The sequence below is a fragment of the Trinickia sp. genome (genome assembly GCF_051953405.1).
GTDB lineage: Bacteria > Pseudomonadota > Gammaproteobacteria > Burkholderiales > Burkholderiaceae > Trinickia.
The window spans coordinates 1-24,959 of the sequence record NZ_JBQCIV010000063.1; the positions used below are offsets into that span (position 1 = coordinate 1).

Annotated in this window: 25 protein-coding genes; 18 read left to right on the forward strand and 7 right to left on the reverse strand. The window is 63.3% G+C overall.

What is annotated here, in order from left to right; translation table 11 throughout:
* Positions 1–248: 248 nt before the first annotated feature.
* Positions 249–2,018 (forward strand): dihydrolipoyl dehydrogenase, encoded by a 1,770-nt coding sequence (gene lpdA / locus ACTHN9_RS10275; RefSeq protein ID WP_440536655.1) that lies wholly within the window; start codon positions 249–251, stop codon positions 2,016–2,018.
* Positions 2,019–2,237: 219 nt separating this feature from the next.
* On the opposite strand, the gene ACTHN9_RS10280 is transcribed toward lpdA, so the two are convergent.
* Entirely contained in the window at positions 2,238–2,819 is a 582-nt protein-coding gene (locus ACTHN9_RS10280; protein ID WP_440536656.1) for a phasin family protein, read from the reverse strand.
* Positions 2,820–3,455: 636 nt separating this feature from the next.
* Here ACTHN9_RS10280 and pbpG point away from each other — a divergent pair.
* Positions 3,456–4,610, forward strand: coding sequence for a D-alanyl-D-alanine endopeptidase (pbpG, locus tag ACTHN9_RS10285; protein WP_440536657.1), 1,155 nt, complete (start codon positions 3,456–3,458; stop codon positions 4,608–4,610).
* Between the two features lie 115 nt (positions 4,611–4,725).
* Here pbpG and ACTHN9_RS10290 read toward each other — a convergent pair whose 3' ends face one another.
* The gene (locus tag ACTHN9_RS10290; protein WP_440536658.1) at positions 4,726–5,553 is read right to left on the reverse strand and encodes an IclR family transcriptional regulator; all 828 of its coding nucleotides are present in this window, start codon (positions 5,551–5,553) and stop codon (positions 4,726–4,728) included.
* Positions 5,554–5,730: 177 nt separating this feature from the next.
* On the opposite strand from ACTHN9_RS10290, the gene ACTHN9_RS10295 reads away from it, so the two are divergent.
* From ACTHN9_RS10295 to iscX, 12 genes are all read left to right on the forward strand, one after another.
* Complete coding sequence (locus tag ACTHN9_RS10295; RefSeq protein WP_440536659.1) at positions 5,731–6,459, forward strand: (Fe-S)-binding protein; 729 nt, start codon at positions 5,731–5,733, stop codon at positions 6,457–6,459.
* Between the two features lie 43 nt (positions 6,460–6,502).
* The gene (locus tag ACTHN9_RS10300) at positions 6,503–7,915 is read left to right on the forward strand and encodes a lactate utilization protein B (RefSeq protein ID WP_440536660.1); all 1,413 of its coding nucleotides are present in this window, start codon (positions 6,503–6,505) and stop codon (positions 7,913–7,915) included.
* A gap of 179 nt (positions 7,916–8,094) precedes the next feature.
* The gene (locus ACTHN9_RS10305) at positions 8,095–8,358 is read left to right on the forward strand and encodes a hypothetical protein (RefSeq protein WP_440536661.1); all 264 of its coding nucleotides are present in this window, start codon (positions 8,095–8,097) and stop codon (positions 8,356–8,358) included.
* Between the two features lie 128 nt (positions 8,359–8,486).
* On the forward strand, positions 8,487–8,972 hold the full coding sequence (locus ACTHN9_RS10310; protein WP_440536662.1) for a low molecular weight protein-tyrosine-phosphatase: 486 nt from the start codon (positions 8,487–8,489) through the stop codon (positions 8,970–8,972).
* Positions 8,973–9,104: 132 nt separating this feature from the next.
* Entirely contained in the window at positions 9,105–9,635 is a 531-nt protein-coding gene (iscR, locus tag ACTHN9_RS10315) for a Fe-S cluster assembly transcriptional regulator IscR (protein WP_440536663.1), read from the forward strand.
* Between the two features lie 86 nt (positions 9,636–9,721).
* Positions 9,722–10,945 (forward strand): IscS subfamily cysteine desulfurase, encoded by a 1,224-nt coding sequence (locus ACTHN9_RS10320; RefSeq protein ID WP_440536664.1) that lies wholly within the window; start codon positions 9,722–9,724, stop codon positions 10,943–10,945.
* Positions 10,946–10,994: 49 nt separating this feature from the next.
* Positions 10,995–11,414 carry a Fe-S cluster assembly scaffold IscU gene (gene iscU / locus ACTHN9_RS10325; protein WP_440536665.1) on the forward strand — a complete coding sequence of 140 codons (420 nt, stop codon included), beginning with the start codon at positions 10,995–10,997 and terminating at the stop codon, positions 11,412–11,414.
* Between the two features lie 14 nt (positions 11,415–11,428).
* A complete protein-coding gene (gene iscA / locus ACTHN9_RS10330; protein ID WP_116135920.1) occupies positions 11,429–11,752 on the forward strand; it encodes an iron-sulfur cluster assembly protein IscA in 324 nt (107 codons plus the stop codon).
* 142 nt (positions 11,753–11,894) lie between these two features.
* Positions 11,895–12,422 (forward strand): Fe-S protein assembly co-chaperone HscB, encoded by a 528-nt coding sequence (gene hscB, locus ACTHN9_RS10335; RefSeq protein ID WP_440536666.1) that lies wholly within the window; start codon positions 11,895–11,897, stop codon positions 12,420–12,422.
* A gap of 137 nt (positions 12,423–12,559) precedes the next feature.
* Positions 12,560–14,425: a Fe-S protein assembly chaperone HscA gene (gene hscA, locus ACTHN9_RS10340; protein ID WP_440536667.1), complete on the forward strand. Its 1,866-nt coding sequence runs from the start codon at positions 12,560–12,562 to the stop codon at positions 14,423–14,425.
* 79 nt (positions 14,426–14,504) lie between these two features.
* Complete coding sequence (gene fdx / locus ACTHN9_RS10345) at positions 14,505–14,846, forward strand: ISC system 2Fe-2S type ferredoxin (RefSeq protein WP_440536668.1); 342 nt, start codon at positions 14,505–14,507, stop codon at positions 14,844–14,846.
* A 20-nt stretch (positions 14,847–14,866) separates the two neighbouring features.
* Complete coding sequence (gene iscX, locus ACTHN9_RS10350; protein WP_440536669.1) at positions 14,867–15,064, forward strand: Fe-S cluster assembly protein IscX; 198 nt, start codon at positions 14,867–14,869, stop codon at positions 15,062–15,064.
* A gap of 168 nt (positions 15,065–15,232) precedes the next feature.
* Here the strand turns inward: iscX and ACTHN9_RS10355 are convergent, their stop codons facing one another.
* The 3 genes from ACTHN9_RS10355 to prfB all read right to left on the reverse strand — a co-directional run bounded on the left by ACTHN9_RS10355 (position 15,233) and on the right by prfB (position 18,895).
* Positions 15,233–15,994, reverse strand: coding sequence for a glycine zipper 2TM domain-containing protein (locus tag ACTHN9_RS10355; protein ID WP_440536670.1), 762 nt, complete (start codon positions 15,992–15,994; stop codon positions 15,233–15,235).
* Positions 15,995–16,247: 253 nt separating this feature from the next.
* Positions 16,248–17,774, reverse strand: coding sequence for a lysine--tRNA ligase (gene lysS / locus ACTHN9_RS10360; protein ID WP_440536671.1), 1,527 nt, complete (start codon positions 17,772–17,774; stop codon positions 16,248–16,250).
* A gap of 16 nt (positions 17,775–17,790) precedes the next feature.
* A protein-coding gene (gene prfB / locus ACTHN9_RS10365) for a peptide chain release factor 2 (RefSeq protein ID WP_440536672.1) occupies positions 17,791–18,895 on the reverse strand; the annotation gives its coding sequence in 2 pieces (ribosomal slippage) (positions 17,791–18,813 and positions 18,815–18,895; 1,104 coding nt in all).
* 344 nt (positions 18,896–19,239) lie between these two features.
* On the opposite strand from prfB, the gene ACTHN9_RS10370 reads away from it, so the two are divergent.
* Complete coding sequence (locus ACTHN9_RS10370; RefSeq protein ID WP_440536673.1) at positions 19,240–19,680, forward strand: hypothetical protein; 441 nt, start codon at positions 19,240–19,242, stop codon at positions 19,678–19,680.
* A 32-nt stretch (positions 19,681–19,712) separates the two neighbouring features.
* Here the strand turns inward: ACTHN9_RS10370 and recJ are convergent, their stop codons facing one another.
* A complete protein-coding gene (gene recJ / locus ACTHN9_RS10375; RefSeq protein ID WP_440536674.1) occupies positions 19,713–21,425 on the reverse strand; it encodes a single-stranded-DNA-specific exonuclease RecJ in 1,713 nt (570 codons plus the stop codon).
* Positions 21,426–21,534: 109 nt separating this feature from the next.
* Positions 21,535–22,614: a regulator gene (locus ACTHN9_RS10380; protein ID WP_440536675.1), complete on the reverse strand. Its 1,080-nt coding sequence runs from the start codon at positions 22,612–22,614 to the stop codon at positions 21,535–21,537.
* Positions 22,615–22,756: 142 nt separating this feature from the next.
* Here ACTHN9_RS10380 and ACTHN9_RS10385 point away from each other — a divergent pair, with 142 nt between their 5' ends.
* From ACTHN9_RS10385 to ACTHN9_RS10395, 3 genes are all read left to right on the forward strand, one after another.
* Complete coding sequence (locus tag ACTHN9_RS10385) at positions 22,757–24,010, forward strand: lipoprotein-releasing ABC transporter permease subunit (RefSeq protein ID WP_440536676.1); 1,254 nt, start codon at positions 22,757–22,759, stop codon at positions 24,008–24,010.
* Between the two features lie 7 nt (positions 24,011–24,017).
* A complete protein-coding gene (gene lolD, locus ACTHN9_RS10390) occupies positions 24,018–24,770 on the forward strand; it encodes a lipoprotein-releasing ABC transporter ATP-binding protein LolD (protein WP_440536677.1) in 753 nt (250 codons plus the stop codon).
* Between the two features lie 33 nt (positions 24,771–24,803).
* The coding region (locus tag ACTHN9_RS10395; protein ID WP_440536678.1) for a TatD family hydrolase at positions 24,804–24,959 on the forward strand (156 nt) is incomplete at its 3' end.

The window sequence follows — 24,959 nt, forward strand, 5'->3', positions numbered from 1 at the left end:
TCACGTCGATCATCCGCGCCCCCCATTGAACTTGTTTTCGTAGCGGCCTGCTAGCGTCGCCCCTGCGCGGGGCGGCGGTCACTTTTCTTTGTCTTCCAAAGAAAAGTAACCAAAAGAAAGGCGCGTCCTTGGGCGGACTGCAAAGGTGGTTTCACCCATGCGCCCAGAGTGACAGCCAGGCCGTAGTTTTCTCGTTCGACCGCGAGCGTTTGCTCCCTCGTCAGTCGCTAAACAAGAAGGGGACGTACATGAGTCTCATCGAAGTCAAAGTACCCGATATCGGCGATTTCAAAGACGTCGACGTCATCGAAGTCAACATCAAACCCGGCGACGCCATCGAGAAAGAACAGTCGCTGCTCACTCTCGAATCCGACAAGGACTCCATGGAAGTGCCCAGCGACGTCGCCGGCACCGTCAAGGAAGTCAAAATCAAACCCGGCGATAAGGTCTCCCAAGGCACCGTCGTCGCACTAGTCGAAGTCTCCGCAGGCGCCCAAGCGCCGGCCAAGGCCGCTCTCGCTGCCCAAGCAGCGCAGCCAGCCGCCGCACCCGCGCCCAAAGCCGCACCCGCCGCCGCGCCCCAAGCCGGCAGCTTCGCGGGCGCTGCCGACGTCGAATGCGACATGCTCGTGCTCGGCGCCGGTCCCGGCGGCTACTCCGCCGCGTTCCGCTCTGCGGATCTCGGCATGAAAACCGTTCTCGTCGAGCGCTATTCGACGCTCGGCGGCGTTTGCCTCAACGTCGGCTGCATTCCGTCCAAAGCGCTGCTGCACACGGCCCTCATCACCGATGAAGTCGCCGCGCTCGCCGCCCACGGCATCACGTTCGGCAAGCCCCAAATCGATCTCGACAAACTGCGCGAGTTCAAATCCGGCGTCGTCAAGAAACTCACCACCGGCCTCGCCGGCATGGCCAAGGCCCGTAAGGTCGAAGTCGTCACCGGCGTCGGCGCGTTCCTCGATCCGCACCACATGGAAGTGCAAGGCGAGGGCGGCAAGAAGGTCGTGAAGTTCAAGCAGGCCATCATCGCCGCCGGCTCGCAAGCCGTGAAGCTGCCGTTCATGCCGGAAGACCCCCGCGTCGTCGATTCGACCGGCGCCCTCGAACTGCGCCAAGTGCCGCAACGCATGCTCGTCATCGGCGGCGGCATCATCGGCCTCGAAATGGCCACCGTCTATGCCACGCTCGGCGCCAAAATCGACGTCGTCGAAATGCTCGACGGCCTCATGATGGGCGCCGACCGTGATCTCGTGAAGGTCTGGCAAAAGTACAGCGCCAAGCACTTCGCGAACGTCATGCTCAAGACGAGAACGGCCGCAGCCGAAGCCAAATCGGACGGCATCTACGTCAAGTTCGAAGGCGAGCAAGCACCCGCCGAACCGCAACGCTACGACCTCGTGCTCGTGGCCGTCGGCCGCAGCCCCAACGGCAAGAAGATCGGCGCCGATAAGGCCGGCGTTGCCGTGACGGACCGCGGCTTCATCGAAGTCGATAAGCAAATGCGCACGAACGTGCCGCACATCTTCGCGATCGGCGATGTCGTCGGGCAGCCCATGCTCGCGCACAAGGCCGTGCACGAAGGGCACGTTGCCGCCGAAGCGGCACATGGCGAAAAGGCCTACTTCGACGCGCTGCAAATCCCCTCGGTCGCCTACACGGATCCCGAAGTAGCATGGGCCGGCAAGACGGAAGATCAATGCAAGGCCGAAGGCATCAAGTACGGCAAGGCAGTCTTCCCTTGGGCCGCGTCGGGCCGCGCCATCGCGAACGGGCGCGACGAGGGCTTCACCAAGCTCATCTTCGACGAGCAAACCCATCGCGTCATCGGCGGCGGTATCGTCGGCTTGAACGCGGGCGATCTGATCAGCGAAGTGTGCCTGGCCATCGAAATGGGTGCGGATGCAACCGATATCGGTCGCACGATCCATCCGCACCCGACGCTCGGCGAATCGATCGGCATGGCAGCCGAACTCTACGAAGGCGTCTGCACCGATCTGCCGCCGCAACGGAAGAAGTAAATTCGAGAGCCTAAAATCCCGCCGCCCGGCTCGCAAGCCGGCGGCGGGATTTTTTTCGCCGCTCGCTCTCCGCCTCTAAATACGAAGATCGAATCGAATGCGCGACGGCGCGCGCTCGATCGGCAGTACGCTGCCGGCGATCGATAAAAAAACAGCGCGCTTCCCGAAGGAAGCGCGCTGTTTTTGCTTACTACATTGGCGCGGAGCAGGCGCCGAGTCTTACACCGCGGCTTTCTTCGTGGCAGCGGCGCGCGAAGCTTGCGAGGCAGCTTGCTGCGCAGCCTTCTGGGCAGCCGTGGCAGCCGCGTTGAAGTTGCTTTCCGCGATTTCGACCGCTTGCTTCGTGGCCTTGTGCACCGTTTCGTACGTCGTGTTGGCAGCCGTGATCGCCGACTTCATGACGGCAACAGCCGTTTCCGAACCAGCCGGTGCATTCTTGGCGACGTTTTCCACGAGCGCTTGAACCTTGCGGTTCTGCTCTTCGTACTGCGCTTCGGCAACACGCGCGAATTCGGCTTGCGTGGCCGAGGCGATTTCATACAGATGACGACCGTACGACAACACCTTCTCGGCAACAGGTTGCGTCAGGCTGGCTTGCAGCGCGACGAACTCCTGCGCGTCCTTGACCGACAGCGCGCGTTGCGCGTTTTCCTGGCTTTCCGCAATCGTCGACTTCACCACTTGCAGGTTCAGTTCGACCAGCTTTTCGATCCCTTCGAAAGCCTTGTTCGTCAGACCGAACAGGGCTTCGAGGTTCGCTTTCTGGGCTGCGGCAAATTGCTCAGGGGTCAGCAGAGTCATGTTTTCGCTCCTATGTATCGGCCTGTTCCGGCAGGCCGAAGGGGTGGAATGGCTAAACTTGCGAGGCGTTTCTTCGTTCCAACGCCTTTTGTGCGTCGCAACAACGGTTCCCATTTTAGGACGGCGTACGCAAATGTCAAGCCTATTTTGCTGCGTCGCACAAAGTCATACTTTTGCCGAAAAAACAAGGCGTTGCGGCCTGTTCGGGGGCATGAAAATGGAATCGTTTCCGGCGGATTTGTCGCGCCGCCGAATGGCCCTTTCTCGGCGTTTTCCGCCATTCGCTAGCATGGGTGCGCCAGCGGGCGGTGCCCTGGCGGAAAACGCTGTAAACCAAAGCCGGGGTTGGCGCGTTATGCGGATTCGCGCGCGCCGGCCATCGGCGATTCTTGCCGCGGAACCGCTCCGGGCTGTGCTTGCGCGCGAACCATTTCGCTCAAGTTTGGACAAACATCGCCGTTATGCGGTTATGGCCCTACAGGCGAGGCGGCCCTTGCGCAAGAATTGTGCGTGCTCGACGCCTCCCCAATTTACAAATTGGATCAAGGACGGCCCATAAGTGCTTAATATTGCTAATTTTTCGTAGCTTTACTACACTTGCCGACAACCGTCCGCTACTCCTGCTTCAGAATCTCAATGAAAATCGCTCTGTTTTCGTCGCTCAACGTGATTAGAGGCGTAGCGCTCGGCACTTTGGTGTCCGCAGTCGCTGGCGCGCTCGCCGTGGCGGCGGTTGCGACCCCGGTCGACGCGTTCGCCGCTACCGAAGCTGCGGCCGCTCATCATCCCGTCCACAAAAAGCACCTCAAGAAAGAGGAGCACGTCGCCGCTTCGAAGGCCGCCGCGTCGAAAATCGAGGTGGCGGACGCGCACGTGAAGGAGCGAGGCCGCCACGAGCGCACGCGCTATACGCTGCGCGCGCATGGCCGGCATGGCGTCGTCCATCGCGTGGCGTTCGAGCCGCGTTCGCCCGCGGGCGCTCAGGCGTTCGGGCTGCAGGAAACGCCCGAAGGCGTCGCGCTACGGTCGAACGTCGCTTATGTCGTCGATCAGAACACCTCGGAGGTCTTGTTCGACAAGAATTCGACGTCCGTCGTGCCGATCGCCTCCATCACCAAGCTCATGACGGCGATGGTCGTGCTCGATTCGAAGGCGCCGCTGACCGATCAGATCGAGGTAACCGACGAAGATCGCGATTTCATCAAACACACGACCTCGCGCCTGCACGTGGGTTCGGTGCTCTCGCGCGAGGACATGTTGCATATCGCGCTGATGGCGTCGGAAAACCGCGCTGCGGCGGCGCTTTCGCGCTACTTCCCCGGCGGGCGTCCGGCCTTCATTGCGGCCATGAACGCGAAGGCCAAGGCACTCGGGATGAACGACACGCACTTCGAGAGCCCGACCGGCTTGACGAGCGAAAACGTCTCGACGGCGCGCGATCTGGTAAAGATGATCGAGGCGGCGTACCAGTACCCGCTGATCCGCAAGTTCTCGACGGACCGCAGCTACGACGTTTATCCGGGCAAGGGCGTGCTGGCCTACAACAGCACCAACGCACTCGTGCGTAACCCGACCTGGGACATCGGCTTGCAAAAGACAGGCTTCATCAACGAAGCGGGCGAGTGCCTCGTGATGCAGGCGACGATCCACGGCCGGCCGATGGTGATCGTGCTGCTCGATTCGACGGGCAAATATTCGCGGTTCGCGGATGCGACACGCCTGCGCAAGTGGCTCGACGATTTCGGCGGCCCGCGCATCACGAGCGCGGACGCCGGCGGGCGCGGGACCTAAGCGTCGCGGCGCGCGCAAAAGCAATCGCGCCGCTCCCCTCGCACAAAAAGCCCCGCACGCGTTGCGGGGCTTTTTGTTCGCCGTGTTGGCCGCAGCGTGACGCGGGTAGCTCGCCTCAGTGCGAATTCGACTTGCGGTGCCCGTCCGCGGCGGCCGCCGCCGTGGACGCGGCCTCCGGGTGATAGCCGAGCGATTCGGAAATGACGAGCGCCGTTTGGCTCAACTGGCCGATCCACGCGTCTTGCAGCCGGTCGGCCGGTGCCGACAGCGACAAGCCGGCCACGAGCTTGCCGGTGTCGTCGTAGATGCCCGCGGCGATACAGCGCACGCCTAGTTCCAACTCTTCGTTGTCGCGCGCGCAGGCCTGCTGGCGCACCTGCGTCAATTCGCGCTCGAGCCGCGAGATATCGGTGATGCTGTTTTGCGTATGGCCCGACAGGCCCGTGCGCATGGCATAGGCGCGCACGCGCGAGGATTCGTCCGCGGCGAGGAACAGCTTACCGACCGACGTCAGATGCAACGGCGCCCGCCCGCCGATGGCGCGCACCACTTGCATCCCCGAGCGTTCGGAGTAGGCGCGCTCGATGTAGACGATCTCGTCGCCTTGTCGCACCGATAAATTGACCGTCTGCCCTGTCATGCGGTGCAACTCGCGCATCGGCGCGAGTGCCGCGTCGCGCACCGACAGCCGCGCCTTGACGAGGTTGCCCAGCTCCAGCAGGCGCATGCCGAGCCGGTAGGTGCCCGGATCGGAACGATCGACCAGACGGCACGTCACCATGTCGTTGAGGATGCGGTGCGCTGTCGACGGATGCAGTTCGGTACGCAGCGCGAGCTCTTTGAGGCTGACCGGATCGGTGTGGGCAGCCAGGGCATCGAGCAGGCGCATCATACGTTCGATCACCTGGATCGACGTCTTGGAGTCCTGGTTCGTCTCGCTCATGGGAAATCAGTTGACGCGGCAATTAATGGATAAGCCCATTGTATCTCGTATCGTGAAAAAAGCGAACGCTGTTCGAATGCCGCTTCGGATTGCGGGCGTGCACATTTTTCGACTTTTCCGCCGCTCGGCGGGCCCAAACGACGGATAATCGACCCGTTTCGTTTACATGTGGCCACCATGCGAGTCGGACTCTTCGTCACTTGTCTCATCGATTTGATGCGCCCGGAGATCGGATTCTCGGTCATCAAGCTGCTCGAGCAGGCCGGCTTCGAGGTAGCCGTGCCGCCTGTGCAAACCTGCTGCGGGCAACCCGCCTACAATTCGGGCGAGCGGCGCATCGCCCGCGATCTGGCCGAGAAGATGTTGCGCGAGTTCGAGCCGTTCGATTACGTGGTGGTTCCCTCGGGTTCGTGCGGCGGCATGATCGCTGCCCATTACGGCGATCTGTTGCGCGACGATCCCGAACTCATGGGCCGCTACGAACGGCTTCGTGCGAAAGTTTATGAATTGACCGATTTTCTCGTCAATGTCGCGAAGGTGCAGCTTACGCCCGGCGCGTTCGAGGGACCCGTCACTTACCACGATTCGTGCTCGGGGTTGCGGGAGTTGGGCGTCAAAGCCCAGCCGCGTGCGCTGCTCGCCCAGCGCGGGGTGGCCGTGACCGAAATGAAGGATTGCGAGCACTGCTGCGGCTTCGGCGGGACCTTCGCCGTGAAGTACGGCAACATCTCGGCGGCCATCGTCGACGAAAAGTGCGCCAATGTCCAAGCGAGCGGGACGGGCTGCGTCGTGCTGGGCGACCTCGGCTGCATGCTGAACATCGAAGGACGGCTGCGTCGCAGCGGCGATACCGCCACGCGCGTCCTGCACATTGCCCAAGTGCTGGCCGGCGACGCCGACCGCTGAGCCTTCCTCGCTGCTTTCGCTTTCCAGACCGACCGAGCCTCCCATGCAAGTTCAATCGATGCACTTCAAAGCGCGCGCCAAGGATGCGCTGGGCAATGCCCGCTTGCAGCAGAATCTGAAAAAGCTGTCGACGAAGTTCGTGTCGGCGCGGGCTGCGGCGATGCAGGCGATCGATTTTCCGGCAACCCGTGCCGAGTTGAAGGCGCGTCGCAATCGGACGCTCGAGAACCTCGATGTCTGGCTCGAAACGTTCGAGCGGGAGGCGGCGCGGCGCGGAACGACGGTGTTGTACGCCGAAACGACGCGCGACGCCGCGCGGCTCGTGGCCGACATCGCGCGCAAGCACGAGGTCAAGAAGGTCATCAAGACCAAGTCGATGGTATCGGAGGAGATGCGGCTCAATGCCGTGCTCGGCGAGATGGGGGTGCAGTCGATCGAGACGGACCTCGGCGAGTACATTCTTCAGATCAACGACAACGAGCCGCCGAGCCACATCATCGCGCCGGTGGTCCATAAGGACAAAGAGGAAATCGCCGATCTGTTCGCGGCCACGCATGGGCGCGCGAGGCTGACCGAGATTCCCGATATGACGCGCGAGGCCCGCGAGGTCCTGCGTCCGCACTTCTTGTCGGCCGACATGGGCGTGACGGGCGGCAATTTCGTGATCGCCGAGACGGGTTCGGTCGCGCTCGTGACGAACGAGGGCAACGAGGGCATGTGCACCGTGATGCCGCGCGTGCATGTGGCGATCACCGGCATCGAAAAAGTCTTGCCGACGCTCGAAGATCTCGCGCTCGCCATGCGGCTGTTGCCGCGCAGCGCGACGGGCCAGGTGGCGGCCAACTACTTTTCGTTGCTGACGGGGCCGCGCGGGCCGGAAGATCTCGACGGGCCCGAGCATAAGTATGTCGTGCTCGTCGACGGCGGCCGCACGGGCCTCATCGGCGGCGCGTTTCAAGAGATGCTGCGCTGTATCCGCTGCGGTGCCTGCATGAACCACTGCCCGGTGTATCAGAAGGTGGGCGGCCATGCTTACGGCTGGGTCTACCCGGGGCCGATGGGTTCGGTGCTGACGCCGAGCTACGCGGGCGTGGATAAAGCGCTCGATCTGCCGCAGGCGGCGACACTGTGCGGCGAATGCAATGCCGTGTGTCCCGTCGGGATTCCGATTTCGGATCTGCTGCGCAAGCTGCGCGAAAAGCAAGTCGAACGGGGCTTGCGGCCGCGCTCGGAGCGCATGGCGCTAGCGCTCTGGGGGTTCCTTGCGATGCGGCCGACCCTTTACGCGCTCGTCGCGAAGCTGGCCGTGCGCGTACTCGAGCGCGCGGGCGGGAGCCGACGCTCGATCGCCTATCTGCCCTTCGGCCAAGGCTGGACCGCGACGCGCGACATGCCGGCGCCCGTCGGCCGCACGTTCCGCGAGCTGTACGCCGCGCAGCACAGCCATCTGGGTTGAACGCAACGGGCGCCGCGCGCCGGCTTTCCTCGTCCTAGCGGCGCATTATTGTTTATCCAGACGCAACGCTGAATTCGCTATTCGCGTCTTTGTCTCGATAGAGATCGTTTATAGAATACGTACCGTGTGTGGGAACGGGCGCGCGATCGGCGCGAGTCCTTCTCGCTTGGGGCACGAACATGAAAACGACAAAATCGGGCTATGTCTCCAGTTTCTGGCCAGTGGCGCTGGCCTTGGCGCTGATTGTCTTGGCCGCTTTGCATGCGTACGGCAACGGCGGGGCGCCGCGCGAACCGCTGGCGGCGGACCAGGTCACGGCGGAGCTGGCGCGAACGGTGTCGTATGGGCTGATCGGTACGAACGCGGCTCCGGCAGCGTCGACCGCACGCCATACGGTCACGCGCGCAGTGTCGGCGCCGGGGGCTTCGGCCGAGGCATCGTGAACCGCGGCGCTCGATACAATGTCGGATTCGGCTGTTGTGCACGGATCGGTGCGCACCGGCTCGCTCGCGTGAGTTCGCTCGTGATTGATTGGGCTTGAGTCCGCGCCGTTCGCTTGCGCGCTACATCGATGAAAACCGTTTCTGTCTGCTTCGTTTGCCTTGGAAATATCTGTCGTTCGCCGACGGCCGAAGCGGTCATGCGCGCGCAGGTCGAAGCCGCCGGCTTGACCGATCGCATCCTGATCGATTCCGCGGGGACGGGCGACTGGCATGTCGGCAAGGCGCCGGACGAACGCGCGCAACTTGCGGGACGCACGCGCGGCTACGATTTGTCGCCGCTGCGCGCCCGGCAAGTGGCCGAAGTCGATTTCGATCGCTTCGACTTGCTGCTGGCCATGGACGAGGCGAACGTGCGCAACTTGCGGCGGCTGTGCCCACCCGAGCGCCGCGACCGCGTGCGTTTGTTGATGGAATTCGCCCCTCATGCCGAGGGGCGCGAAGTGGTCGATCCGTATTTCGGCGGTGCCGAGGGCTTCGAGGCCGTCCTAGATCAGGTGGAGGCGGCGTGCCGAGGCTTGCTGGCCCATCTGCAGGCCCGGCTGAGAGAGGATTGAACCGTGTGCGCATCCGAGTCGGTGCGGGCCCGCTCCGGCACCAATACCCTGTCGATGAAGGGGATACTTGACTAAAATCCTCATGTATTTATACTTGACCAAAATCGTCGAGAATTCGGGTTCACCGTCCCTATGAGACTCACCACGAAAGGCCGTTTCGCCGTTACGGCGATGATCGATCTGGCCCTGCGCCAAGAGCAAGGTCCGGTGACGCTCGCCGGTATCAGCCAGCGCCAGCGGATCTCGTTGTCCTATCTCGAACAACTGTTCGGGAAGCTGCGTCGCCACGAAATCGTCGAATCCGTGCGCGGGCCGGGCGGGGGTTACAACCTCGCGCGCCGTGCACAGGAAGTGACGGTGGCCGACATCATCATCGCTGTCGACGAACCGCTCGATGCCACGCAATGCGGCGGCAAGGGTTCGTGCGAGGGAACAAAGCAGCACGATGGGCATTGCATGACGCACGAGCTGTGGTCCACGCTGAACCAGAAGATGGTCGAATATCTCGATTCCGTTTCGCTTCAAGATTTGGTCGATCAGCAACGCGCGCGGGAAGGGTCTCCCGCCGTGCTGCGCGACAGGCGCCCCGAGAGTGCGGCTGTCGAGGCGGCGCGCGTGGTGCCGAAAGGACCGAATTCCGTATTCAACATTGCGAGTTCGTGACCGGCCGTCAGACGGATCGGAACCTATCGGGCCGCAGAGCCGAATTCACGAACGCCGAGCTATAACGATTTCCCCCGGAGCCATTGATGAGTAACGAGATGCCCCACCTGCCCATTTATATGGACTACAGCGCGACGACCCCCGTCGATCCGCGCGTGGTGGACAAAATGATCCCGTATTTGCGCGAGCAGTTCGGCAATCCCGCGTCGCGCAGCCACTCGTACGGGTGGGACGCGGAGCGGGCGGTCGAGCAGGCACGCGAAGACGTCGCTGCGCTCGTGAACGCCGATCCGCGCGAAATCATCTGGACGTCCGGCGCCACGGAATCGGACAACCTGGCGATCAAGGGTGCCGCGCACTTCTACAAGAGCAAGGGCAAGCACGTCATCACGGTGAAGACGGAACACAAGGCCGTCCTCGACACGTGCCGGGAACTCGAGCGCGAAGGCTTCGAAGTCACGTATCTCGACGTCAAGCCCGACGGCCTCATCGATCTGGACGTGTTCAAGGCCGCGTTGCGGCCCGACACGATCCTCGTTTCGGTCATGTCCGTGAACAACGAGATCGGCGTCATTCAAGACATCGAAACGATCGGCGAAATCTGCCGTGAAAAGGGCATCGTCTTTCACGTCGATGCCGCGCAAGCGACGGGCAAGATCGAGATCGATCTGAGCCGCCTGAAGGTCGATTTGATGTCGTTCTCGGCGCACAAGACGTACGGTCCGAAGGGGATCGGCGCGTTGTACGTGCGCCGCAAGCCGCGTGTGCGCATCGAAGCGCAGATGCACGGCGGCGGCCATGAGCGCGGCATGCGTTCGGGCACGTTGGCGACGCACCAGATCGTCGGCATGGGCGAAGCGTTCCGCATCGCGCGCGAAGAAATGGCGACGGAGAACGAACGGATCCGTATGCTGCGCGACCGCTTGCTGCGCGGCCTGACGCAGATCGAAGAGGTGTACGTCAACGGCGACATGGAACGCCGCGTGCCGCACAACCTGAACATCAGCTTCAACTTCGTCGAAGGCGAATCGCTGATCATGGCCATCAAGGATGTGGCCGTGTCGTCGGGTTCCGCCTGCACGTCGGCTTCGCTGGAACCGTCGTACGTGCTGCGCGCGCTCGGGCGCAACGACGAACTCGCGCACAGCTCGATCCGCTTCACGGTCGGCCGCTTCACGACGGAGCAGGATGTCGATTACGTCATCAACCTGCTCGAGAACAAGATCGCGAAGCTGCGCGATTTGTCGCCGTTGTGGGAAATGCATCAGGACGGCATCGACTTGTCGACGATCAAGTGGGCCGCGCACTAAGCGCCGACGAACGCACACGCTAAACGCATTCGAATTCAGGAGTTTGATCATGTCTTACAGCAACAAAGTGCTCGATCATTACGAAAACCCGCGCAACGTCGGCTCCTTCTCGAAGGACGACGAAGCGGTCGGTACCGGCATGGTGGGCGCGCCGGCCTGCGGCGACGTCATGAAGCTGCAGATCCGCGTGGGCGCCGACGGCGTTATCGAAGACGCGAAGTTCAAGACGTACGGCTGCGGTTCGGCCATCGCCTCGAGTTCGCTCGTCACGGAATGGGTGAAGGGCAAGACGCTCGACGAAGCGATGTCGATCAAGAACACGCAGATCGCCGAAGAACTCGCGCTGCCGCCGGTCAAAATCCACTGCTCGATCCTCGCGGAAGACGCGATCAAGGCGGCGGTGGCCGATTACAAGCAGCGTCACGGCACCGCGCAAGCGGCCGACGAGGCGAAGCAGCAAGTCGCGTAAGCGCACGAAGCATCATGGCGATCACATTGACCGAAAAGGCCGCGCAGCACGTGCAGAAGTACCTTGTCCGCCGGGGCAAGGGGCTCGGGCTGCGCCTCGGCGTGCGCACGACGGGGTGCTCCGGCCTCGCGTACAAGCTCGAATACGTGGACGAGTTGGAACCCGAGGATCAAGTCTTCGAGTGCAACGGCGTGAAGGTCGTCGTCGATCCGAAGAGCCTCGCGTATATCGACGGCACCGAACTCGATTTTGCGCGCGAAGGGCTGAACGAAGGGTTCAAGTTCAATAACCCGAACGTGAAGGACGAGTGCGGCTGCGGCGAGTCGTTCCGCGTATAACCCCCCGGGCCGCCTGGGGCGGACGAGAAGGCGGCGCGGGCCGCCTTTTTGTTTCTAGGCGCCCCGGGTCAGATCGCGCAGGCCGGTGCCGCGCGAGTGTCGCCGCGGCTTCGCGCGACACGATCCATCGACGAATGACTTCATGTCCTCGATCCAAGACAGCCACTTCGAACTGTTTCATTTGCCGGCGCGATTCGCGCTCGATCTCGACGCGCTGGAGCACGCCTATCGGACAGTGCAGGCCCAGGTTCATCCCGATCGCTTTGCGGCGGCCGGCGAAGCGCAAAAGCGCATTGCCATGCAGTGGGCGACGCGCGCGAACGAGGCCTACCAGACGCTGCGCGATCCCCTCAAGCGGGCAACCTATCTGCTGTCGCTGCGCGGAATCGACGTGGGCGCGGCCGACAATACCGCGATGGAGCCGGCATTCCTCATGCAGCAAATGGAGTGGCGCGAGCGGGTCGAGGATGCGGCCGATGCGAGAAACGTCGGCGAGTTAATGGCGCTGCTGGACGAATTGCGCGAGGACGAGCGCGTGCGCTTCGAACGGCTCTCGGTGCTGCTCGATAGCGGCGCCGATCAGCCGGCGGCCGAGGCGGTGCGGCAATTGATGTTCCTCGAGCGCATCGCGGGCGAAATCGCGCACCAAATCGAACGCCTCGAACACTGAAGGCGGCTGCGCGTCCGACGAAGGTCGAATCGGAACCGCTTTCGCCCGCAGGCGGCGCTGGGCGGAACCGTCGCACCCGCGAGATAATCGACGTTGTCGCCGCAGCCGTGGCGACGCACGAACCCACTAAGATCAGAATGGCCCTACTGCAAATCTCGGAACCCGGCATGGCGCCCGCGCCGCATCAGCGGCGGCTGGCTGTCGGCATCGATCTCGGCACGACGAATTCGCTCGTCGCCGCCGTTCGCAACAGCATTCCGGAAGCGTTGCCGGATGAAGCGGGCCGGGTGTTGCTGCCCTCGGTCGTGCGCTACCTCGAACGCGGCGGGCGCCGCATCGGGCATGTGGCGAAGGCGGAGGCGGTGCTCGATCCGCGCAATACGATCGTGTCGGTCAAGCGGTTCATGGGCCGGGGCAAGCAAGAAGTGGAGGGCGCGGAGAACGCACCGTACGAATTTATCGATGCGCCGGGCATGGTGCAGATTCGTACGATCGACGGCGTGAAGAGCCCGGTCGAAGTGTCGGCCGAGATTTTAGCGACGCTGCGTCACCGTGCCGAGGATTCGCTCGGCGACGAACTCGTCGGTGCCGTCATCACCGTGCCGGCCTACTTCGACGAGGCCCAGCGCCAAGCTACGAAAGACGCGGCTCGCCTGGCCGGGCTGAACGTCTTACGTCTGCTCAACGAGCCGACGGCCGCCGCGATCGCCTACGGGCTCGATCAGGGCGCCGAAGGCCTTTACGCCGTCTACGATCTCGGCGGCGGCACGTTCGATCTGTCGATTCTCAAGCTCACCAAGGGCGTGTTCGAGGTGCTCGCCGCCGGCGGCGATTCCGCACTCGGCGGAGACGACTTCGATCACGTCTTGTTCCGTCATGTGCTGGCGCAAGCCGGCTTGGCGCCGCAAGGGCTGGCGCCCGAAGATGTGCGGCTATTGCTCGATCGCGTTCGTAGCACGAAAGAAGCGTTGTCCGCTGCCTCGGAAGCGACAGTCGAAGCAACGCTTTCGGATGGCACGCCGCTGTCCGTCTCGATCACGGAGGCGCAATTCGCCGATCTCGTCCGTTCGCTCGTCGAGCGTACCCTCGGGCCGACGAAAAAGGCACTGCGCGATGCGAAAATCGAGCCGCGGGATGTGAAGGGTGTCGTACTCGTGGGCGGTGCCACGCGCATGCCTGTGATACGCCGCGCGGTCGAGGCGTTTTTCGGGCAGCCGCCGCTGACCAATCTCGACCCGGACCAGGTTGTGGCGCTCGGTGCGGCAATCCAGGCGGATCTGCTCGCCGGCAATCGTACCGGCGACGATTGGCTGCTGCTCGATGTGATCCCGCTGTCTTTGGGTGTCGAAACGATGGGCGGTCTTGTCGAGAAGATCATCCCGCGCAACTCGACGATCCCCGTTGCCCGTGCGCAAGAGTTCACGACGTTCAAGGACGGTCAAACGGCGATGGCGATCCACGTCGTGCAGGGCGAGCGCGAACTGGTGTCCGATTGCCGTTCGCTCGCACGCTTCGAGCTGCGCGGCATTCCGCCGATGACGGCCGGGGCAGCGCGTATTCGTGTGACGTACCAAGTCGACGCGGACGGCTTGCTGTCGGTGTTCGCGCGCGAGCAGCATTCCGGCGTCGAGGCATCGGTCGTCGTCAAGCCGTCATACGGCCTAGCGGACGAAGAGATTGCGCGGATGCTCGAAGACAGCTTCCGCACGGCCGAAATCGACATGCGCTCGCGGGCGTTGCGCGAGGCGCAGGTCGAGGCACAGCGTTTGATCGAAGCGACGCAAGCGGCGCTCGCGGCCGACGGCGAATTGCTCGCCGACGACGAGCGTGCGCAAGTCGACCAGGCGCTGGCGGTGCTGCAAGGCACCGCGCAGGGCACGGATGCCGACGCGATCGAATCGGCCACGAAATCGCTCGCCGAACAAACCGACGAGTTTGCCGCGCGGCGCATGGACAAGAGCATCCGCAATGCCTTGAAGGGCCGCAAGCTCGACGAAATCTAGGCGCGCACGCGCCGCTCTACAATGACGAGGCGAGCGGCGCTCGGCGCTCTCGCACATTACAGCCAGAACGGAATGACCTATGTCTCAAATCGTTGTCCTGCCCCATGTCGACCTCTGCCCGGAGGGGGCAGTCATCGAGGCCACGCCGGGCGAAAGTATCTGCGACACGCTGCTTGAGCACGGCATCGAAATCGAGCACGCGTGCGAAAAGTCTTGCGCTTGCACCACATGTCATGTGATCGTGCGTGAAGGCTTCGAAGCGCTCGCGCCGTCGGAGGAGGACGAGGACGATCTGCTCGACAAGGCGTGGGGTCTCGAGCCTACCTCGCGGCTATCGTGCCAAGCGCGGGTGCCGCAGGATAAGGATCTCGTGGTTGAGATTCCGCGTTATACGATCAACCACGCGAAAGAGAATCATTGAGCTTCCAAGGAGGAGCAGCCATGAAGTGGACCGACGTACAAGAAATCGCAATGGCCCTCACCGACAAGCATCCGGAGATCGATCCGCAGCAGATTCGCTTTACCGACTTGCATCGGTGGGTCATGGAACTCGATGGCTTCAATGACGACCCTAACCGGTCGAGCGAAAAGATTCTGGAGGCGATCCAACTGGCGTGGATCGAAGACGCCGCCGAATAAAGCTTTCGCGCCACGTCACGGGCGTCCGGTCGCTTCCATACCGGCACAAAAAAAGCGACTGCATCGTTGTGCGGTCGCTTTTTTTTGCGCTGCTCGGGGAGCAGCGGCGGGGACGGGGCCGGCCCGGGGCCAGCGGTCTTCGTTCCGTGGGTCGCTTCCGTCGGTGGCTCAGCCCGCGACAAGCGCGCCGCGTTCTAGGTGAACGCGCTCGCCTTGTTGGAACGGCGGGGCCGAACGATAGGTGAAGTAGCGCAGGCGAGCGTTTTCCATTCGGACGCGCACTTGGTATTCGGTTTGGCTGCGCAAGTGCTTTTCGACTGCGTTGCCGGCGAACCCGCCGCCGACGGCGCCGAGCGCGGTCATGCCCAGGCGGCCGTTGCCGCGGCCGAACTGGTTGCCGAGCAACCCGCCGACCACCGCGCCGCCGACGGCGCCGATACCGGTGCCGTGGCCTTCATGGCGTATCGGTACGATCGATTCGACGGTACCGCAAGTCGAGCAGTACGTCGACTGCCCACTCGGCTGCTGCGCCTGCGCGTAAGGTTGCTGGGCTAGCTGTTGTTGCGCCGGCACCTGACCGCGGTACGGCTGCTGTGCGTAGGAGGGTTGACCCGGCTGGCCGGAGTAGGGCACTTGGCCTGGGGCCTGCGCTGCGGTTTGGGCCTGCGCGCCGGGGCGCGTGGCCGGTAACTGCTCAGATTGCTGCTGGCCCGTCATCGCGGCGGCCGTTGCGGGCGCGGCGGAATCGACGACAGGTTGCGACGAGACTTGTGCCGTCTGCGTCTGATCGGTCTGGACGCTGGAACTCGACGCTTTGGGGAAGACGCCGGTGATGGCGGCGGTGGCGGCGAGGCTGGCAACGATGACCGTGCCGGCAGCGACCGCGATCAGCGGGTGCAGCCGACGGGGCGATGTGGTCGGATTGTTCATGACGTACCTCCATCCATCCAGAAGAGGTCTTTGGCTAGTGGGATAACGCCGATAGTGTCCGCCATCGCCGCGATGCCTGCGTTTCAATTTGTAACGCAAGGCGACGGGTTCCGTACGCATGGCGCGTGGCCGATTGGGCCGAACGCGGCGAACCGGTCCTTTGCGAGGGTCGGAGCAGACGAAAAAAAGCCGTTCGCAGTCGGCCTGCGAACGGCTTTTACGGATCGTTACAAACGCGTGTCGCGCGCCCGCGTCAGTCCTCGCGACGCAGGTGCGGGAAGAGGATGACGTCCCGGATGCTGGGGCTGTCGGTCAACAGCATGACGAGGCGGTCGATGCCGATCCCGCAGCCGCCCGTCGGCGGCATGCCGTATTCGAGCGCGCGAATGTAGTCGGCGTCGTAGTACATCGCTTCTTCATCGCCGGCGTCTTTCTGCTCGACTTGCTTCTTGAACCGTGCCGCTTGGTCTTCAGGATCGTTCAGCTCCGAAAAGCCGTTGGCGATCTCGCGGCCCGTGATGAACAACTCGAAGCGTTCGGTGATGCCTTCCACCGAATCGGAGGCGCGCGCGAGCGGCGAGACTTCGACGGGGTAGTCGATGATGTACGTCGGCTCCCAAAGCTGCGATTCGGCCGTTTCCTCGAACAGCGCCAATTGCAGCGCACCGACGCCCGCGTTCAGGAACATCGGCTGCGTCGTATCTACGCCGAAGCGCTTCAGTTCCGTGCGCAAGAACGCTGCGTCGGAAAGCTGGGCATCGGTGTAATCGGGGGCGTACTTGCGGATCGCCTGAGTGATCGTCAAGCGATGGAACGGCTTGGACAGATCGAGTTCGCGGCCCTGGTACGAGATCGTGGCGGTGCCGAGTGCATCGATCGCCGCCTGGCGGATCAACTGTTCTGTGAAGTCCATGAGCCACGTGTAGTTCGTATACGCGGCGTAGAACTCCATCATCGTGAACTCGGGGTTGTGTCGCGGCGACACGCCTTCGTTCCGGAAATTGCGGTTGATTTCGAACACGCGCTCGAAGCCGCCGACGATCAGGCGCTTCAAATAAAGCTCGGGCGCGATACGCATGAACATCTGCATATCGAGCGCGTTATGGTGCGTGACGAACGGCTTGGCCGCCGCGCCGCCCGGGATCGGGTGCAGCATCGGCGTTTCCACTTCCATGAATTCGGCGTCCGACATGAACTTGCGGATCGACGAAATCGCTTTCGTTCGTGCAACGAACGTATTGCGTGCCTCCGGCGTGACGATCAAATCGACATAGCGCTGACGGTAGCGTGTTTCCTGATCGGACAGCCCGTGAACCTTGTCGGGCAAGGGGCGCAGCGCCTTCGAGAGCAGGCGCAACTGCGTGCAGCGCACCGACAGCTCGCCCTTGTTCGTGCGAAACAGCACACCTTGCGCCGCGACGATATCGCCGAGGTCCCACTTCTTGAACGCTTCGTAGGTTTGCTCGCCGACGTCAGCCGGCGTCACGAAGAATTGGATCTGGCCCGAGCCGTCGCGGACCGTGGCGAAGCTCGCCTTGCCCATCACGCGCTTGAGCATCATGCGGCCCGCAATGGCGACGTTCAATCCCGTCGCTTCGAGCGCGTCCTTGTCCGCCTCGGCATATTGCGTTTGCAACTCGCCCGCATGATGAGTAGGGCGGAAATCGTTCGGATAGGCGATACCCGCTTCGCGCAGCGCGCGCAGCTTTTCGCGCCGCTCGGCGATGAGCTTGTTTTCGTCGACGGCTGCGTCGACGGTGGGGAGAGTCGATTCGGTCATGGTGTATCCGGTGCGCTTAGACGCCTTGCTTCAGGCTCGCGCTGATGAATTCGTCGAGGTCGCCGTCGAGCACGGCCTTCGTATTGCTGATTTCGACGTTGGTGCGCAAATCCTTCACGCGGCTCTGATCGAGCACGTACGAGCGAATTTGATGGCCCCAACCCACATCGGTCTTGCTCGATTCGAGCTTGTCCTGTTCGGCTTGCCGTTTGCGCATTTCGGCTTCGTACAAGCGCGATTTGAGCATCGCCATGGCTTCGGCGCGGTTGCGGTGCTGGGAGCGGTCGTTTTGGCACTGCACGACGATGCCCGACGGCATGTGCGTGATCCGCACGGCCGAATCGGTCTTGTTGATGTGCTGCCCGCCCGCGCCCGAGGCGCGATAGGTATCGATGCGCAGATCGGCCGGGTTGATGTCGACTTCGATCGAATCGTCGATCTCGGGGTAGACGAACACCGACGAAAACGACGTGTGCCGGCCGCCCGACGAATCGAACGGCGATTTGCGCACGAGGCGGTGAATGCCCGTTTCGGTGCGCAAAAAGCCGTAGGCGTATTCGCCTTCGACCTTGATCGTCGCGTTCTTGATGCCGGCGACGTCGCCTTCGGATTCTTCGAGCACTTCCGTCTTGAAGCCTTTGCGCTCGCAATAGCGCAGGTACTGGCGCAGCAGCATCGATGCCCAATCGCACGCTTCGGTGCCGCCGGCACCCGCTTGGATGTCGATGAACGCGTTATTCGGGTCGGCCGGATTGGCGAACATCCGGCGGAATTCGAGGTCGGCCACGCGCGCTTCGATCGCTTGCGCATCGGCCTCGCAGGCGACGAGCGTGTCGTCGTCGTTTTCCTCGCGGGCCATGTCGAACAGATCCTGCGCGTCGCGCAGGTCGGTGTCGAGGGCGGAGAGGGTCAGAACGACGCCTTCGAGCATCTTCTTTTCCCGGCCGAGGGCCTGGGCATGCTTGGCGTCGTTCCAGACGTTCGGATCTTCGAGTTCCTTGTTGACTTCGGCTAGACGCGCGAATTTGGCGTCGTAGTCAAAGATACCCCCGTAGCTCGCCTGCGCGTCGGCGCAGGTCTGCCAAAGAGGCTTCGATCGCGTTCAGGCGTTCGGCTTCCATGTCGATCTTTATGCTTCGTGAAAAGGAGCAATTATAGCCGATCGAGGCGTGCGCTCGGTGCGCTGGGCGAGGCTCCGGGAAGCAAGCCGCCCCCGAGAGAGGAAGGCGTCGTAGCGCGACGCTTCAGCATGGAAACAGGAAGCGACTCCCTGGCGAGTTGGGTTCCATTTGTTGGGAATCGATAAATTTTAATTCGTCGAATTTGATCTAATATCACCATGCACTTTCTAGTAATTTCATCTTTGATGGATGGAATTTTTGTGCGTGTCCGGCAATCGACTCAATAAGGCGTGGGAGTCGAATGTCTCCGTTTGGTTCTGTTAATCGGGGGGATGATGAGTGACTTGAAAGAGTTGTTGAGTAAAGGGGCTATTCAGCCGAGTGCGGACATTGTCGCTCCTATTGTTTTCGTCAACGAAGAGGTGGACAAACACGGCATGCGGCTCGATATTCCTCCCGTCCCGGCTAATTTCTTTCTGTCTCCCGAAGACGAGTTAAAGTGCATCCTGGTTTTGAGAATTCCTACCACGGGAGCCTTTACGGACCTAGACGTATCGGGAGCGACAGGCGCCTTTTTCTATATGCGCAAGCAGGAAGCCAAGCAGATATCGACCGCGAGCGGGGCTTTCGGTGACGCTTTGGTTTCGATAGGTATTCGCGGCGACTATGTCGGAATGGTCGAGGTCCTTTATGGATTTCCCGATGTCGCGGGACGCCGCCTGGTCTACTCTCAGCCGATACAAGTCATGGTCCATTTGCCGGCGGACGATAGCACCGGCGGTTGAGGCTTAAGACAAGGATAGCCTGAAGAAAACGGCTAGGCGTTTTTAGTTGCTGTCGCATGCTCGACGATCAGTTGCACGCGCACTACGCCGTTCCAACTATCGGCCGCCAGCCGATACGCAACCTGCGCGCGCGCCGGCAGCGTTTCCGTGTGATTGAACCAAATCGCTTGGAAGCGCTGCCGCCCGCGAGCCAGTTGCAATTTTAGATGCTTGTCTTTGACCAGCGCCTGCGAAACCACATCGAATTCGCCCGAAAACGTCGGTGCCGGAAAGCCTTGGCCCCACACGGCCGCATCGATCAGTTCGACCACCTGCGGTGTGAAGTAGGCGTCTTCCAACTCCCCGTCGGTCATCACGACGCGGGCAAGCGCATCGTCGTCGAGCCATTCGCGCGCCACACGCTCGAAAGCGGCCGCAAAGCGGGGGACGTCGTTCGTTGCGAGCGTGAGGCCGGCCGCCATGGCGTGTCCGCCGAACTTGACGATCAGATCGGGCTCGCGCTTGGCGACCAGGTCGAGCGCATCGCGCAGGTGAAAGCCGGGGATCGAACGGCCCGAGCCCTTTACGAGTTCGCCGCGCTCGTCGGCGAGCGCGAATGTGAACGAGGGCCGGTGGTACTTTTCCTTTAGACGTCCCGCCACGATTCCGATGACGCCCTGGTGCCAGGTTTCGTTAAAGAGCGTGATTGTCGCGCGGCCTTCGGGATTAAGCGTGGCGATCTCCTCGAGCGCCTGCTGCTGCATGCCCGCTTCGATCTCGCGCCGCTCGCGATTCATCGCGTCGAGCTGTTGGGCCAGTTCCCACGCGCGGCCGACGTCGTCCGTCGTCAAGCACTCGATTCCCAGCGACATATCCGAGAGCCGGCCCGCAGCGTTCAGGCGAGGGCCCAATGCGAAGCCGAGATCGAATCCCGAAGCGCTGCGCGCGTCGCGTCCCGCTGCGCGAAAGAGGGCGGCGATGCCCGGTTGCATGCGGCCGCGGCGAATCCGGGCAAGACCCTGCGCGACGAGCACGCGGTTGTTGCCGTCGAGCTTGACGACGTCGGCCACGGTGCCGAGCGCCACGAGATCGAGCAGACCGTCGAGCCGCGGTTCGGCCAGACCGCCTTCGCCGAACGCGCCGCGTTCGCGCAACTGGGCCCGTAGCGCGAGCAGCACATAGAACATGACGCCGACGCCCGCGATACATTTGCTCGGAAATTCGCTGCCAGGCTGATTCGGATTGACGATCGCGCGCGCGGCGGGAAGCGTATCGCCGGGCAAGTGGTGATCGGTGACGAGCACGTCGATACCGCGTGCATTGGCCGCGGCCACGCCGTCGACACTGGCGATGCCGTTATCGACCGTGATCAAGAGGTCGGGTTTGCGCTGAGCGGCCAGTTCGACGATTTCGGGCGTCAGCCCATACCCGTATTCGAAACGGTTCGGCACGAGATAATCGACTTGGGCCCCGAACATGCGCAGCCCGCGTACCGCGACCGCGCAGGCCGTCGCCCCGTCGCAGTCGTAATCGGCCACGACGAGCAAGCGCTTGCGCGCTTCGATCGCTTCGGCCAGCAAACGGGCGGCATCGTCCGTGCCTTTTAATTGGGCGGGGGGAACGAGCCGAGTGAGCGCGGTTTCGACCTCGTCGGGTTGGCTCACGCCGCGCGCGGCGTAAAGTCGCGCCAGGATCGGATGCAAGCCGTGCCGGATCAGTGCCGTTTCATCGGCGGGCGAGCAGGCGCGGGTGACGATTCGAGTCATACGAGCAGGAAGGCAAAGGAGAACGGGCAGGCGAGCAGGCCGCATGGGGCCCGGCGAGCGGCGGGGGGCAGCGGCGCGGCAGGCCGATCCGCGATGTCCGGCCGCCGCATCATTCGAGCAGCGACGGCAGCACGCGCCGGCGCCAGAACTTGCGTAAGTCGCTTCGCGTGGCGGCCAGCGTGACCGAGCCGGTATCGCCGGCCAACGTCAACGCGAGCGAGCCGAGGCGCCCCGCATCGAGCGCTTCCAATGCCGGGGCGAACCAGTCGCGCTCGAGCATATCGAGCGCCGCTTGCCAGGCGGCCCAGTCTTGCGCGATGAACGGCGCCGCGAACGGATTCAGTTCGACGAGCGTCGTGCCGGCGCCCAGCGGCGGCAGTGCCTTGAACGCGTTCGGGGGGCTACCCGTCTCGACCGCGGCAGCCATGGCCAAACCGCGCGTGGCCAGCGCGTCGGAGAGGACTCGAACGAACGGACTGCGCACCGGCCGCGCCGTGCCTTGCGCGTGCAGCCAAATGGAATTCGCTGCCGGCAGCCCCTGCGCTTCGCGGGCCTCATTGACGGGGTGCTCGAACCAGCCCATCTGCACTTCGTTTTGCAGCTTCATCCAAATGCGCGAGCGCTGGCCCGAATGCGCGTCGTGCGGCAGCCAGATCTCGATGCTGCGCCCGCTCGCGCGCAGCGGCGATGCGCCGGCGAGCTTGCCCAGCACGTCGCCGCTCAGGTACCAGCGGCGCGGGGTGGGGGCTTGCACGCGTACGCCCAATTCCTCGATCAGCGGCTTGGCGACGGCGAGCAGCTTGGCCGCGTCGTCGTCGCTCAACTCGAGCGCCGACGGGTCGATCAACACGAGGTGATCGTGCGCGATGCGCACGTGCACGGGTTCGACGCACGCCCATTCGTCCGTACCGGGTGTCCCGCCGTCGGCGAGTAGCATATAGGGCGCGAGCGGGGCGTCATCGAGTGCGTTCGGCGCGATGGCGCCGAATTGGCGCGCTACCCATCGCTCGTGCGGCAACGTGCGCTGGAAGTCTTCGCCGGCCACGCGCTCGACGAGCGTTGCGCGGGCGAGCAATTTGTCGAGCGCCGGGCTACGCAGATCGTGCAGCGCGGTGGACGCATCGGCCGCCGAGGGCAGCGCGAACGGCAATAGGAGATGAAGACGGTTGGAATGCATGATGGTGCGCATTGTATGGCAAACTGCGCGCTTGATCGGCGCCGCTTCGGCCGCGCGGGCAATGTTTGCGCGTGCGGCACGCGCATTGCGGGCCGGTCGGCGCGCCGCTGGGTCGGCGGTGCGCGTGGTGGCCGCAAAGAATTGAAGGATTCGCTTGAAACTCCCTTACGAATGGCAAATCGGCTGGCGCTATACGCGCGCCGGCAAGCGCACGACAGGCAACGGCTTCATTTCGTTCATCGCGCTCGTGTCGATGTCGGGCATTGCGCTCGGCGTCGCGGCGCTGATCGTCGTGCTCTCCGTGATGAACGGCTTTCAGAAAGAGGTGCGCGACCGTATGTTGTCGGTTCTCGCGCACGTCGAAATTTTCTCGCCCACGGGCTCGATGCCCGACTGGCAGCGCACCGCCTTCGAGGCGCGGCGCAATCCGGCCGTGATCGGCGCGGCGCCGTATGTCGACGCGCAGGCGCTGCTCACGCGCCAGGACGCTGTCAGCGGCGTGGCGCTGCGCGGCGTCGAACCCTCGCTCGAACCGCAGGTGTCCGACATCGGCAAGGATATGAAAGCCGGGCGGCTGACCGATCTTCAACCCGGACAATTCAACATCGTGCTCGGCGCCGATCTGGCGGCCAACCTCGGCGTCTCGGTCGGCGACAAGATCACGCTCGTCGCGCCGGAAGGCTCGTTGACCCCGGCCGGGATGCTGCCTCGCTTGAAGCAGTTCACGGTAGCGGGGGTGTTCGAGTCGGGCCACTACGAATACGACAGCACGCTGGCGCTGATCAACATCCACGATGCCGAAGTATTGTTCCGCACTGCCGCGCCTACGGGCGTGAGGCTCAGGCTCAAGGACATGCAGGAGGCACCGCGCGTCGCGCGCGAACTGTCGCATACGCTATCGGGCGATCTGTACATTCGCGATTGGACGCAGCAGAACAAGACCTGGTTCTCGGCCGTCAAGATCGAGAAGCGGATGATGTTCGTGATTCTTACGCTGATCATCGCCGTGGCCGCGTTCAATCTCGTTTCGTCGCTGGTCATGACGGTGACGAACAAGCAGGCCGACATCGCTATCTTGCGCACGCTGGGCGCTCAGCCCGGCTCGATCATGAAGATTTTCTTCGTGCAAGGCATCACGATCGGGTTCGCGGGCACGGCCACCGGCGTCGCACTAGGCTGCCTGATTGCCTGGAGCATTCCGTGGCTCGTGCCGATGATCGAACATCTGTTCGGCGTGCAATTTCTGCCGCCGTCCGTCTATTTCATTACGGAACTGCCCTCCGAGTTGGTCGCGAGCGATGTGATCAGAATCGGCATCATCGCATTCGTGCTGTCGGCGCTGGCCACGCTCTATCCGAGCTGGCGCGGGGCGAAGGTGCGGCCGGCGGAGGCGCTGCGCTATGAGTAACGAATTCATGACCGAAAAGACGAATTCGGCGGCCGCCGCGGCGCAATCGGCACAGTCGGCACAATCGTCGCCCTACGTGCTCGAGGCGCACGGCATCTCGAAGGCATTCGTGCAGGGCGGGCTCAACGTGCCGGTGCTGAACAATGCCGAATTGGCGGTGCGCCGCGGCGAAAAGCTCGCGATCGTCGGCGCCTCGGGCTCGGGCAAGAGCACGCTGCTGCACGTGCTGGGCGGCTTGGACGAACCGAGCGCCGGCAGCGTTTCATTGCTCGGCCGGCCCTTCACGGCGCTGGGCGAGCGCGAGCGTAACGACCTGCGCAACCGGGCGCTGGGATTCGTCTACCAGTTCCATCATCTGCTGGCGGAATTCAGCGCGCTCGACAACGTCGCGATGCCGCTTCGCATTCGTCGGCTCGCGAGCGCCGACGCGAGACGCGAAGCGATGCGCATGCTGGAGCGCGTCGGGCTCGCGCATCGGGCACAACACCGGCCCGGCGAGCTTTCGGGCGGCGAGCGCCAGCGCGTGGCGATCGCGCGCGCGCTCGTCACCGAGCCGGCCTGCGTCCTGGCGGACGAGCCGACCGGCAACCTGGACGGTGGCACGGCCGATACGGTCTTCAACCTGATGCTCGAGCTTTCGGAGAAGCTCCAAACGAGCTTCGTCATCGTCACGCACGATCACGATCTCGCGGCGCGCTGCGATCGCACGCTGCGGCTGCGCGACGGCGTGCTGCACGAAGATCCAACGGTGCCGGTCTGAGCCGGGCCTCATCGATATCGCGGCCCGCCCGTCATGTGGATCGATACGCACTGTCATCTCGATGCAGCCGAATTCGACGCTGACCGCGAGGCGGTAGCGGGGGCGGCGCACGACGCGGGCGTCTCGCGGATCGTGATTCCGGCCGTGGCCGCAGGCAATTTTGAAACCGTACGGCGGCTGGCCCGGCAA